The sequence below is a fragment of the Corynebacterium sp. UMB10321 genome, from assembly GCF_030228725.1.
Taxonomy (GTDB): domain Bacteria; phylum Actinomycetota; class Actinomycetes; order Mycobacteriales; family Mycobacteriaceae; genus Corynebacterium; species Corynebacterium pseudogenitalium.
The window spans coordinates 36,898-49,650 of the sequence record NZ_JASOZC010000003.1 but is presented as its reverse complement, the minus strand read 5'-3'; the positions used below and the strand labels follow the sequence as shown (position 1 = coordinate 49,650).

Sequence of the window (12,753 nt, the reverse complement as noted above, 5' to 3'; positions counted from 1 at the left end):
GCTACTTATCTCCGTTCTCAGTCCGAGTTTCGGACTCAAGTTCCTGAAGGCTCATGACAGCGATTTCATTGTCACGAAGCGCTTCGATGCCTTGGACTGCGGCGGTAACGCCCTGAACTGTCGTCATGAGTGGTACACCGTGTGCAACGGCTGCGGCGCGGATATCGTATCCGTCGTGGCGTGCACCTGAAGATCCTGCGGGCGTGTTCAGAATCAGGTCAATCTCACCATCGTTAATGCAGTCGACGATCGATTTGCCTTCCGCCCCGTTTCGGACGTCTGAGGCCTTCAATACGATCTCGCAAGGGATCCCATTCCTTCGCAGCATTTGGGCTGTGCCGCCTGTAGCCAGAATCTTGAATCCCATTGTGGAAAGGCGCTGAATTGGGAAAATCAGGGTTCTCTTGTCACGGTTGGCGACAGAAACGAATACTGTGCCTTCCGTCGGAAGTGCGCCAAAGGCTGCTGCCTCAGCCTTCGCGTAGGCAACTCCGAACGACGGCGCTAAGCCCATCACTTCGCCAGTCGACTTCATCTCTGGACCAAGGATGGTGTCGAGCATCGCTCCGTCCGGCCGACGGAAGCGGTTGAACGGCAACACGGCCTCTTTCACTGCGATTGGGTGATCAAGTGGCAGCGAGCCACCGTCGTAGTCACTCGGGATCATCTCTTCGGCCTTCAGCTCTGCGATGGTCGCACCCATCATCACACGAGCAGCCGCCTTGGCTAGGTGTACGCCGGTCGCCTTCGACACGAAAGGAACGGTTCGCGACGCACGCGGGTTGGCTTCAATGACGTAGAGAATGTCGTCTTTCAACGCGAACTGTACGTTCATCAGACCAGTAACACCGATACCGTGCGCCAACGCCTCTGCAGAACGACGCACCTTTTCAATATCCTCTGGCCCAATGGTCATCGGAGGCAGCGCACAGGCCGAATCGCCGGAGTGGATGCCGGCTTCCTCGATGTGTTCCATGACGCCACCGAGGTAGACGTCCTTACCATCCGACAGCACGTCGACGTCGATCTCAATCGCGGAATCCAGGAAGCGGTCAACAAGCACAGGATGATCCGGCGAGAGTTCGGTCGCGCGATTGATGTAGTCTTCAAGGCTTTGCTCGTCGTAGACAATCTCCATGCCTCGACCGCCCAGCACGTAGGAAGGACGAACAAGGACGGGGTATCCAATCTCATTTGCTACTCGACGTGCCTCTTCGAAGGAAACGGCGGTACCGTACGCTGGCGCAGGCAGTTTGGCAGCGTCGAGCACCTTGCCAAACTCGCCCCGGTCTTCCGCGGAATCGATGGCTTCGGGGCTAGTTCCGACTACCGGCACCCCGGCGTCGGCGAGTCGCTGCGCGAGCCCGAGTGGCGTCTGACCACCCAACTGCACGATAACCCCTGCAACCGTGCCAGACAGAGACTCAGCGCGATAGATCTCCATGACATCTTCGAATGTCAGAGGCTCGAAGTAGAGCCTGTCAGCCGTGTCGTAGTCAGTGGAAACGGTCTCCGGGTTGCAGTTGATCATCACTGTCTCGTAGCCAACCCGCGAGAGCTCCAGCGCGGCGTGGACGCACGAGTAGTCAAACTCGATGCCTTGACCGATGCGATTCGGGCCTGAGCCCAGGATCAGCACCTTCTCCTTATCGGAGGAGGCGACCTCAGACTCTGCCTCCGGATCCCATTCGTACGCGGAGTAATGATACGGCGTCTGCGCTTCGAACTCACCCGCGCAAGTATCAACGGTCTTGTATATAGGGTGGACACCAAGAGACCACCGGAGTGATCGTACGCCATCTTCGCCGGCTAGCTCAGGGCGAAGCGCGGCAATCTGTGCATCAGAGAGCCCGAAAACTTTCGCTTCGCGGAGCAGCTCAGCGTCGAGAACGGGGGCGTCGATAAGCGCCTGGCGGAACTCAACGAGCGCTGCCAACTCAGCGAGGAACCACGGGTCAATCCCACTGGCTTCGTAGACCTGCTCGATGCTCGCGCCCAAGCGCAGCGCGAGTTCAACATCGTACATGCGCTTATCGGTCGGGATGCGCAGATCCTGGAGGACAGCATCCACATCATTCTCACGGCCTTCAGCAAAGTAGCTATCCGGCTTCGTCCAGAAACCGTTCGGCTTCTCTTCCATTGACCGCATGACCTTATTCAAGCCTTGGATGTAGTTGCGCCCAATGCCCATTGCTTCGCCAACAGCCTTCATCGAGGTGCCCAACGTCTCGTCTGATCCAGGGAACTTCTCGAACGTAAAGCGAGGCATCTTGACGATGACGTAGTCGAGCGTCGGCTCAAACGCGGCTGGGGTCACCCCGGTGATGTCGTTTTGAATCTCATCCAGCGTGTAGCCAATAGCCAGCTTGGAGGCGATCTTTGCAATCGGGAAGCCCGTCGCCTTCGACGCAAGAGCCGAAGAGCGAGAGACACGTGGGTTCATCTCAATTGTGATGATGCGCCCGTCAGTTGGGTTCACCGCGAACTGAATATTGCAGCCACCCGTATCGACGCCCACTTCGCGGATAATGGCGATACCCTGATCACGCATGGTCTGAAACTCCCTATCCGTCAGCGTCATAGCCGGCGCGACGGTGACAGAGTCACCCGTGTGGACACCAAGCGCATCAACGTTCTCGATTGAGGCGACCACTATGACGTTGTCATTGCGGTCGCGGACAAGCTCAAGCTCGAACTCTTTCCAGCCGAGAATAGACTCCTCGATCAGCACATTTGCCTCCGGGGAGGCGTCAAGTCCTCCACCTGCGATGCGGTCAAGGTCCTCCATGGTGAACGCGAGACCAGAGCCAAGACCGCCCATGGTGAAGGAAGGACGGACAACGACCGGAAGCCCAAGCTCCTGGACAGTCTCGTGGACTTCACCCATCGAGTAGCACACGCGTGAGCGGGCAGATTCACCGCCGATCTTCTCGACGATGTCCTTGAACTTCTGCCGATCCTCACCGCGCTCAATTGCATCGATGTTTGCGCCAATAAGCTCCACGTTATGCTTTGCCAGGATACCCTGGCGCTCAAGTTGGATCGCTGCGTTCAAGGCAGTTTGACCGCCGAGCGTTGGCAGAATCGCATCGACTGGATGCCCCTGCTCTGCTTCACGGGCCAAGATCATGTCGATGTAGCTTGGGTCAATCGGCTCAACATAGGTGTGATCCGCAAACTCCGGGTCCGTCATGATCGTTGCCGGGTTCGAGTTAATGAGCGTGACTCGTAGCCCTTCTTCCTTCAGGACGCGACAAGCCTGCGTCCCCGAGTAGTCAAACTCGCACGCCTGGCCAATAACGATTGGCCCGGAGCCAATAACCATCACATGGTTGATATCTTCGCGCTTCATTGTGTGAATCTCCTCTAATGCTGGTTACTGGTTGTTCGGGCTCTTCGAGTCCATCAACGAGATGAACTGGTCAAACAGCGGGTTCGCATCGTGCGGTCCGGCGGCTGATTCGGGGTGATACTGCACGGAGTACGCCATGTTGTTGTCCAATGCCACGCCTTCGACGGTGCCATCGTTCAGGCAGACATGTGTGATGGACGCCGGGCCGAAATCTGTCTCGAATGTGTCGCCTTCCTTGCCGCGGAGGGCAAAACCGTGATTTTGGCTCGTGATATCAATCTTTCCCGTGCGCAGGTTCTTCACCGGAACGTTGACTCCCCGGTGGCCGTAGCGCAGCTTGTATGTCTCGAGGCCAAGCGCACGACCTAAGATTTGGTTACCGAAGCAGATCCCGAAGAACGGAATCTCAGCAGCGATAATATCGCGAACAATCGCCACCATTTCATCTGCGGTGGATGGGTCTCCTGGACCGTTCGAGACGAACACACCATCCGGTCGGTACTGTTCAATATCCTTTAGCTGAGTATTTGCCGGCACCACGACGGTCTCAATGCCCCGTTGTGCAAACTGCATAGGCGTAGCAGTCTTAATACCCATATCGTAGGCGACGACGGTGTAACGCTTCTCGCCTTCAGCGGGGATAGTGTACGGCTGCTTCGTCGAGACCTCTTCGCTGAGGTCTGCCCCAGCCATCGCAGGCTGCTCGTTCACCAGCTTCACTAGCTCATCGACTGGACGCTCGGTGTCTTCACTGACGAAAATTCCTGCCGCAATAGAGCCGTGATTGCGGAGATGACGCACCAGAGTACGAGTGTCCACCCCGTAGATGCCCGGGATACCTTCGTTTTCCATCTGTTCTGCAAGGCTGCGCTTTGCGCGCCAGCTCGAGTGCACGGTGGAAAGATCGCGGATCACAAGGCCAGCAGCCCAGATCTTGTTGTCGTGGGACTCATTGTCTTCGTCGTTCCAACCGGTGTTGCCGATCTGTGGGGCTGTAAGGGTCACGATCTGCTTGTGGTAGGACGGGTCAGTCATCGTTTCCTGGTAGCCCGTCATCGCGGTGCTAAACACTGCCTCTCCGAAGACCTGCTTCTTCGCCCCAAATGAGAAGCCTCGAAAAACCTTTCCGTCGCCAAGCACGAGAAGCGCTGGGATACGTTCATTAACCATATTGTTTAGTTCCTTTACTCGTTATCAGCTTGGTACGTAATAGCTCCACGCAGCATCGTCATTTTGACCTGCGCATTGAACTGCATTCCCTCGTATGGTGTGTTCGAGGCTTTCGACGCCAACTCTTCCGGCTCTACCGTCCACGGCGAATTCGGGTCGACCAAGGTGAGGTTTGCTGGTTCGCCAGCAGTAATCGGTCTCCCCTGGTCCTCCAGCCTCAAAATCTCAGCTGGTCTCTCACTCATTACCTTTGCGACGAACCGCCAGTCTGCCAACCCCGCTTCAACGAAGACACGCGCGATGATTGCCAGCGATGTCTCGAGCCCCAGCATGCCTGGCTTCGCGTGTTCAAACTCCACACACTTTTCTTCCGAACCGTGCGGGGCATGGTCCGTCGCAACTACGTCAATAATCCCGTTCAGCAAAGCGTCACGAAGCGCAATTGTGTCTCTGTGCTCACGCAGCGGCGGGTTTACCCGGAAGTTTCCGTTAAACGTTTCCAGCTTCTCATCTGTCAACAGCAGATGGTGCGGTGTAACCTCCGCCGTAATCTTTGAGGAATGCTGCTTCGCCAGGCGCAAGAGCTGAACAGTTCCTTCCGTCGAAGCGTGGCAGACGTGGAGACGTCCGCCGTAATCGCGCGACATGATCATGTCCCTGGCGACAATCGATTCTTCAGCTACGCGCGGCCATCCACGAAGGCCCAGCTTCGCAGCCATTGGCCCTTCGTGAGCGCTGGCGTCTTCAGTCAGACGGTGATCCTCGGCGTGTTGTGCGAGCAGCACATCATATGCTTTCGCATATTCAATTGCGCGCCGCATGATTTGTGGATCGTTTACGCATTTTCCGTCGTCCGAGAACATACGAACATGGGACTTCGACATCAATCCCATCTCGGTGAGCTGCTTGCCCTCAAGCCCTTGCGTGATAGATCCAACCGGGTACACGTCGCACTTACCGTAGCTTTGCCCCTTGTTCCACACCGCTTCAGCAAGGAATGGCTGGTCAATCACCGGCCGCGTATTAGCCATCGTAAACACGGCTGTAAAACCGCCCTTCGCAGCTGCGTCGGAACCTGTGGCGATGGTTTCCGTATCTTCCCTGCCCGGCTCACGGAGGTGGACGTGCATGTCCACCAGGCCAGGCAGCAGCACCCAACCCTGACCATCTAGTACTTCGTCAGCCTTCGAGGTATCGACGTCTTCCCCTACCGAAGCAATCTGCCCATCTTTGATCAGGACGTTTACGGTGGATTCGCCGTATGGCCGAACGTTTGTCAATGCAATTACTGACATTTCTAGCTATCCTCTCCAGCCAACAAAGCGAACAGCACAGCCATTCGCGTATAAACACCATTTGAGACCTGCTGCAGTACAGCAGTATTTTCGCGGTCTGCAACATCAAAGTTGATTTCCATACCGCGCAGCATTGGGCCCGGGTGCATGATGATGGCGCCGGGTTTCATTTGCTGTGCTCGCTGTTTGCTGAGTCCGAACAGCGTGGCGTACTCGCGGTGCGATGGGAAAAACCCGCCATGCATACGCTCTGCCTGAACGCGCAGCATCATTACAACGTCCGCGTCTGGAATCTCGGCATCAAAGTCGTAACTGATACGGCATGGCCAGTACTCCGCCCCAACTGGCAACAGGGTTGGTGGTGCAACGAGTACGACATCCGCGCCAAGCTTCGACAGCAGTTGCACGTTGGAGCGTGCGACCCTTGAATGCAAAATATCGCCGACAATGATGATTTTCTTGCCGGCGATTTCACCAATCTTCTGACGCATTGTTACCGCATCAAGGAGCGCCTGCGTCGGGTGCTGGTTCTGGCCATCGCCCGCATTGACAACAGATACATTAGGAACCCAGTCAGCAATGAGTTTCGCTGCTCCAGACGATGGGTGGCGAACGACAATGGCGTCAGCGCCGACTGCAGCGATCGTCGAGGCCGTATCCTTCAGCGACTCGCCCTTCTTCACGGAAGAAGAGGACGCAGAAATATTGATGACGTCAGCGCTCATCCACTTACCTGCAGTCTCGAATGAGGAGCGCGTGCGCGTTGAATTCTCGTAAAAAAGCGTGAAGATCGTACGTCCACGCAGCGTTGGGAGCTTTTTAATCTCGCGACCCTCGAGGGTTTCTCGGAACCGATCTGCCTCATCCATGATGAGGTGAATGTCGTTAACGCTGAGATCGTCGATCGAAATCAGGTGCTTCATTCGGTGGTGACCTCCTTGGTCAGCGTCACCGCATCGATGTCATCAATTGGGGTCAGAGACACCGTGACATCTTCAGCAATGGCGGTTGGAATGTTCTTGCCAACGTAGTCGGCGCGAATTGGTAGTTGGCGGTGTCCACGATCAACTAGGACTGCAAGCTGAATAGTGCGTGGTCGACCAAGATCTCGCAACGAATCGAGTGCCGCGCGGATGGTCCGACCGGAAAACAAAACATCATCTACGAGGATTATCGTTGCGTTATTGATCTCAACCGGAATGTTCGTCGGCATTAGCGCCCTATGAGGCTTGTCTCGGAGATCGTCTCGGTACAGCGTAATATCCAGGCTGCCTACGGGGACGGTGATCCCGGTAAAAGACTGAATCGCATCCGCGATCCGCTCTGCTAGTGGCACTCCCCCCGAAGGAATACCCAATAGGACTGGAGTGTCTGAAGACTCCGAATCAAGCGCATTCTTTTCAATGATCTGGTGCGCGATGCGTGCAATTGTTCGCTCAACGTCACGCTCATTTAATAGCGCAGACGTCACGCGTTGCTTGTCACTCATCGAACCTCCTTCCCCGCCTCGCTGTGCGGAATTTAAAGGATGTCGAAATTGGTATTTGTCTATGCTGAGACTGGTCAGAATCTTAGCACCTTCACAAAGGCGTCTCGCTATATCGGTCAATAATTCTCTTCACTAGATTGCTCGCTTCCCCTATACAGGTGTACCCGCCAAGTTTTCTCAGGATTCCGCATAGGTAGTTGGCCGACGAATGATTGGTAGGGTTGGAACAATGACGACGCAACAAATCCCTGACCAGCCCAGTCCGGTTTCGCTTGCAGATGTTGCAGCCATTTTTGAAAATGAGGACCTTGAGTACCGCATTGAAGAAAATATTTTGCGAAGCGGATTCGTCAACTGCGCGACTGTGTGCGCTTTGGATGATAGTTATCTGATTTTCGAATCCATTTGGCGCGGTGCTGTGCCACAAGAAATGGCTTCACACTTGCTCTTGGCAATGAACGAACATAACCAAACCCATTTTGCGCCAACCTTGCGTTTCTTCGAAAACGAAACAGGAAGCGATGCACCATCGCTGGCGGTGAGCGCAATCCGTACGACAGACGTCACAAACGGGTTAACACCAGATCAATTGGGCGCATTTATCGTCACATCGATCGAATCAACACTGCAGGCTTTTGATTTTCTGGAAACGTCATTTCCCACGTTAGTGAACTGGAAGGACCCCCACGTTGAGCACTAGTACTTCTACGCCCCAGGTAACGATCGAACGCATCATTGAACAAATGCGGGGTCACGGCATCGAACTGTCCGATGATCCGACAGGGCGCGTCGCGCATGCAAACCTGAATGATTTCCATGTCTTGTTTGTACTCCTGGACACCGTGTTGATCGTCCGCGCCGATGCCGAAACAGACGTTCCTTCCGACTCCACAGATCCCTCACTCTATCTCGCCGCGAACCAGACGAACTCTTCGCTGCTCGGTTGCCGCGCGGTTGTGGCAAACAGAGGGGAGACACTAGTTGTCCGTTCTGAAAGCGAGATACACGTTGCCGCGGGCATGACCGATGAACAACTTTCGAGTGCTCTCCGCCGTAGTGTCGACCAGGTGCTCTATGCACAAAATATGATGAAAGTGCTATCAGAAACGATCGCTGAAGCCGTTCAACGCGGAAACTAAAAAGTGGGAGGCAACGCGTTGATTCGTTGCCTCCCACTTTTTTACAGCGGAAAACTCGTTAAGCTTCCTCGCCCTCCTGACCGTCAGCAGGTTCTTCTGCGTGAGTCTGAGACATTGGAGCATTTTCAGATTGCGATTGAATTACTCCGTCGAGCACCGCGTGGATATACGGCGCCGCTTTCGCGCCTGAGTACTGCGTAGCTAATTCAGCCGCATTCGAGATCGTGATTGGGGCATCAACCTCTGCGTTGAACAGGATCTCCCAGATACCTACGCGCAAGATCTGCCGATCCACTGCGGGGATTCGATCCAACTCCCAATCGCTGCTGAGAAACTTCTCGATTGCGTCGTCAATATCATCGAGCTGAAGGGCCACGCCCTCCACGATGGTCCGGGTATACGGAGCCACCGGGGCAATTTGATTCAGCGGGTTCTGAGACAGCGTCTCTCGGTCTTCGACAATAGCAACCGGGTCGATGTCTCTAGCTTCGGCTTCAAAGAGGATATCGACGGCTCTACGACGCGCACGGTATCGTGCGCCATGGCGTTTGAAATTCTCCATTAGTTGTTCACACGCGAAAGGTATTCACCAGTACGCGTATCAACCTTCACTACATTACCGGTCTCAAGAAACAGTGGGACCTGAATTTCGGCGCCGGTCTCCAGGGTTGCAGGCTTGGTGCCACCGGTGGAGCGATCGCCCTGCAGACCCGGCTCGGTGTGCTCGACCTTGAGATCAACCGAGATCGGTAGTTCTGCAAACAGTGCGTCGCCCTCGTAGAACGAGACCTGGACATGCATGTTTTCCAGCAGGAACTTTGCGGCATCACCGAACTTCTCTTCTGGAAGCTCGAACTGCTCAAAGGTCTTATCGTCCATGACCACGTAGTTGGTCCCGTCGTTGTACAGGTAGGTCATGTCACGACGGTCAACCGTTGCCGTGTCAACCTTAACGCCAGCGTTCCAGGTCTTGTCCACGGTTTTGCCGGAGACAACATCCTTCAACTTAGTACGAACGAAAGCTGGGCCTTTACCGGGCTTCACATGCTGGAACTCAACAATCTGCTGGAGTTTCCCATCTACCAACAGAACCAAACCGTTTTTAAAATCAGCAGTAGTTGCCACTTGAAGCCTTCCTTCTTTCTAACAATAGATGTGCTCTCGCAATCACAATTATGCTACAGCACGATGAGTTCCTTGGGGAACTGGGTGATAATACGTGGTGCACCGCTGGTGATAATCAGGGTGTCCTCAATTCGGACACCTCCCTTCCCAGGAACGTAAATACCCGGTTCGATGGTCAAGGTCATCGATGGTTCTAGCTCTCCAGTGCCAGTCAGCGCCGCGTATGGTCCCTCGTGCACATCCAACCCGATACCGTGACCCGTCGAGTGCACGAAGTATTCGCCGTAGCCCGCGTCTTCAATGATGCTTCTACATGCTTTGTCTACGTCGACTAACTTCGCACCTGCAACAGCCGCCTCGACACCTGCTTGCTGGGATTCACGAGTAACCTCGTAGATTTCGCGGAGAAACGCAGAAGGTTCCCCCACCGCAAACGTTCTTGTCATGTCGGAGTTGAATCCTGCACGGTACATTCCGAAATCAATCGTGACAAAGTCACCGTCTTCGATCACGCGGTCAGAGGCACCATGGTGTGGCTTAGCCGAATTCAAACCCGACGCGACAATCGTGTCAAAGCTCGGGCGATCAGCGCCAAGCAATCGCATCCGGTATTCCAAGTTGGCAGCGACTTGGCGCTCTGACTGTCCTGCTGCGAGCTCACCGGCGTCAACTAGTTCGCGAAGCGCTGTCGATGCCAGCTCCGCGGCCTCAGCCAAGCGTTGAAGCTCCAGTTCATCTTTCACTAACCGAATTCCCTCGATTTGTTGCGTGACAGGCACCAAGGTCACGCCTTCAGGACAAGCCTGCTTCAGAGCTTCAAGCTGCGATGCACTGACATAGTCTGCTTCGTACCCAACGCGGTGTCCCTCTACAACTGCGCTCAGCAGTTCGGTGGCGACTTTTCGAGTGATCGTCGCCTCGATATCAGGAACTTCTTCTGCGACCTTCGTCGCATATCGCCCGTCTGTTGTGATACGGGCTGAGCGGTCTTTGGAGATCAATAGCGCACCATTGGAACCAGAGAACCCAGACAAGTAACGGACATGCGTCAAATGGGTTACTAACATGTCGTCGATCCGGTGACCAGCTAAAAGAGACGCCAGCTTACGGCGCCGGTTTTCAAATCGAGTATCTGCTAAACCCATTGAGACTCCTTCAAGTCGTTGATAAATACTTGCATTGCAAGCTCGTAACCTTCCAGACCAAGACCGGCAATTACGCCACGCGCTACCGGCGACAAATACGAATGATGTCGGAAAGCCTCACGCGAGAAAATATTCGAAATGTGCACCTCCACAAACCCCGGACCGTCTCCCAACTCAACAACAGCATCGCGCAGCGCCACTGATGTATGCGTAAAACCGCCCGGATTAATGATGACAGGCCATTTACTGTCAGCCGCCTCGTGCACCCAATCGATCAAGTCGCCCTCGTGGTTGGACTGACGAACCTCAACTTCCACGCCTGCCGCTGTAGCCTTGCTCTGCAGCCGCTGTGTGAGTGTCTCCAAGGTTTCGGCGCCATAGATTTCGGGCTGCCGCTTGCCGAGTCTATCCAAGTTTGGTCCGTTGAGAACAAGGATCATCATCGCGCTAGTCCCCCATCATGGCTTCGTAAGCAGCACGCATCTCTTCTTTGGTGGCATCTTCGATTCGTGTACAAGAACCGATACCATCGAGTACCACGAACCGAATGTGCCCGTTCTTATTCTTCTTATCGCGGGTCATTCCCTCATAGAGCTCATCGAACACGCCATGTTCGTAGCGCGTTGGCAACCCAGCCGCTTCAAGGATCGTACGGTGTAGCGAAACAACCGATTCGTCGATAAGTCCCCGCTGCAGCGCAAGGTACGCAACGAACATCATTCCCACAGCAACAGCATTTCCGTGCCGCCAACGATACTGCTCGCGTCGCTCGATTGCATGACCAAGCGTGTGCCCATAGTTCAAGATTTCACGGAGCCCCGACTCTTTGAGGTCCTTGGAGACAACGCCTGCTTTGACAGCGACAGAGCGCTCGATGAGCTCAGGCCAGTGACGAGAGGCACCCTCCTGGAATAGATCCAAAATCTTTGGGTCAGCGATAAAACCCGTCTTGATCAACTCCGCGGAGCCAGACACGATCTCTTCTTCTGGAAGGGTGTACACGCGTTCCAAGTCGATGAAGACGCCCTTCGGCTCATGAAATGCACCGACCAGGTTCTTACCTTCCGCTGTGTTCATCCCAGTCTTCCCGCCTACTGCGGCGTCCACCATTGCTAGCAATGTAGTTGGGACATGCACGACGTCAATGCCACGCATCCAAGTAGCAGCGATAAATCCACCCATATCAGTTGCTGCACCGCCGCCCACAGTGACCACGGCGTCCTGCCTCGAGAAACCGGCACGCCCAAGAACATCCCAAAGTTCACTTGCAACCGCAATGCTCTTGCCGTCCTCCGCATCAGGGACGGCCGCCAGGTGGGGTTCAATGTTATTGTTTTCTAAGTCTTGCGCGATACTTCGTGCAACGGCAGCTAGCGGAGGCTGATGCACGATCAGAGCCTTTCTCGCCCCGAGCGCCTGCACGTGATTACCGACCATCATAGTTGTGTCGTGGTCGATGAAGACCTGATACGGCTGGGGCCCACAAACATCCACTACTGCCATGACTTGCCTCTCTTCTCTCTAGGAATCGTTCTATTCGCTATCGATGACGCCTAACACTTCAGCAACGATGCGCTGTGGCGGACGATCGTCAGTGCGGACGCGGTAGTCAGCAACCTCGCGGTAGAAAGGCTCACGTTCAGTAAGCAACGCCTGGTAACGCGCTTCAGGGTCTTCTGCTGCCAGCACTGGACGAGTCCCGTCTCCTGCAGTCCGTCGAGTGCCCTCTTTCACCCCGACGTCAACCCACACGACAAGGTGGTTTTCTAACAGGGCTCTCGTCTCAGGCCGAACCACAGCGCCACCGCCTAGGCTCACAACGCCCTTGCACCCTAATACCTGCTTCACAACCTCATGCTCAAGATCACGAAACGCATCCTCCCCCAACGATGCATAGACTTCACCGCACGGTTTACACTCAGCTTGTTCGATTATCGAATCAGAATCCACGAACTGAAGGTTCAATGCCCTCCCTAATCGACGCCCAATCGTCGTCTTCCCAGCGCCTGGAGGGCCAACAAGCACGACTTTTGGAATA

The 12,753-nt window shown here is 55.0% G+C and carries 13 protein-coding genes; 2 read left to right on the top strand and 11 right to left on the bottom strand.

Annotated features, from left to right (window positions below; translation table 11 throughout):
- Position 1: 1 nt before the first annotated feature.
- Genes carB through pyrR form a run of 5 tightly spaced genes read right to left on the bottom strand, consistent with a single transcriptional unit; the run spans position 2 to position 7,306 of the window.
- The gene (gene carB, locus QP752_RS04725) at positions 2 to 3,352 is read right to left on the bottom strand and encodes a carbamoyl-phosphate synthase large subunit (RefSeq protein ID WP_284804667.1); all 3,351 of its coding nucleotides are present in this window, start codon (positions 3,350 to 3,352) and stop codon (positions 2 to 4) included.
- Between the two features lie 24 nt (positions 3,353 to 3,376).
- Positions 3,377 to 4,522, bottom strand: a complete 1,146-nt coding sequence (gene carA / locus QP752_RS04720) for a glutamine-hydrolyzing carbamoyl-phosphate synthase small subunit (RefSeq protein WP_070477051.1) — start codon at positions 4,520 to 4,522, stop codon at positions 3,377 to 3,379.
- 14 nt (positions 4,523 to 4,536) lie between these two features.
- Positions 4,537 to 5,817 (bottom strand): dihydroorotase, encoded by a 1,281-nt coding sequence (locus QP752_RS04715; protein ID WP_070362401.1) that lies wholly within the window; start codon positions 5,815 to 5,817, stop codon positions 4,537 to 4,539.
- Positions 5,818 to 5,819: 2 nt separating this feature from the next.
- Positions 5,820 to 6,740 carry an aspartate carbamoyltransferase catalytic subunit gene (locus QP752_RS04710; protein ID WP_070362400.1) on the bottom strand — a complete coding sequence of 307 codons (921 nt, stop codon included), beginning with the start codon at positions 6,738 to 6,740 and terminating at the stop codon, positions 5,820 to 5,822.
- Entirely contained in the window at positions 6,737 to 7,306 is a 570-nt protein-coding gene (pyrR, locus tag QP752_RS04705; protein ID WP_070362399.1) for a bifunctional pyr operon transcriptional regulator/uracil phosphoribosyltransferase PyrR, read from the bottom strand. The genes QP752_RS04710 and pyrR overlap by 4 nt, the downstream gene beginning before the upstream one ends.
- A 229-nt stretch (positions 7,307 to 7,535) precedes the next feature.
- Between pyrR and QP752_RS04700 the strand changes: the two genes are divergently transcribed.
- Positions 7,536 to 8,006 carry a hypothetical protein gene (locus QP752_RS04700; protein WP_070362398.1) on the top strand — a complete coding sequence of 157 codons (471 nt, stop codon included), beginning with the start codon at positions 7,536 to 7,538 and terminating at the stop codon, positions 8,004 to 8,006.
- Positions 7,996 to 8,445, top strand: a complete 450-nt coding sequence (locus tag QP752_RS04695) for a YbjN domain-containing protein (RefSeq protein WP_070477049.1) — start codon at positions 7,996 to 7,998, stop codon at positions 8,443 to 8,445. The genes QP752_RS04700 and QP752_RS04695 overlap by 11 nt, the downstream gene beginning before the upstream one ends.
- A 58-nt stretch (positions 8,446 to 8,503) precedes the next feature.
- Here the strand turns inward: QP752_RS04695 and nusB are convergent, their stop codons facing one another.
- The 6 genes from nusB to QP752_RS04665 are packed head-to-tail and all read right to left on the bottom strand — an operon-like array spanning position 8,504 to position 12,752.
- Positions 8,504 to 9,007 (bottom strand): transcription antitermination factor NusB, encoded by a 504-nt coding sequence (nusB, locus tag QP752_RS04690; RefSeq protein ID WP_070362396.1) that lies wholly within the window; start codon positions 9,005 to 9,007, stop codon positions 8,504 to 8,506.
- Positions 9,007 to 9,570 (bottom strand): elongation factor P, encoded by a 564-nt coding sequence (gene efp / locus QP752_RS04685; protein ID WP_070362395.1) that lies wholly within the window; start codon positions 9,568 to 9,570, stop codon positions 9,007 to 9,009. The genes nusB and efp overlap by 1 nt, the downstream gene beginning before the upstream one ends.
- A gap of 53 nt (positions 9,571 to 9,623) precedes the next feature.
- Entirely contained in the window at positions 9,624 to 10,715 is a 1,092-nt protein-coding gene (locus QP752_RS04680; protein WP_284804661.1) for an aminopeptidase P family protein, read from the bottom strand.
- Positions 10,706 to 11,158: a type II 3-dehydroquinate dehydratase gene (aroQ, locus tag QP752_RS04675; protein ID WP_284804660.1), complete on the bottom strand. Its 453-nt coding sequence runs from the start codon at positions 11,156 to 11,158 to the stop codon at positions 10,706 to 10,708. The genes QP752_RS04680 and aroQ overlap by 10 nt, the downstream gene beginning before the upstream one ends.
- Before the next feature lie 4 nt (positions 11,159 to 11,162).
- Entirely contained in the window at positions 11,163 to 12,218 is a 1,056-nt protein-coding gene (aroB, locus tag QP752_RS04670) for a 3-dehydroquinate synthase (RefSeq protein WP_070477044.1), read from the bottom strand.
- Between the two features lie 30 nt (positions 12,219 to 12,248).
- Positions 12,249 to 12,752, bottom strand: coding sequence for a shikimate kinase (locus QP752_RS04665; RefSeq protein WP_070363510.1), 504 nt, complete (start codon positions 12,750 to 12,752; stop codon positions 12,249 to 12,251).
- Position 12,753: the final 1 nt, after the last annotated feature.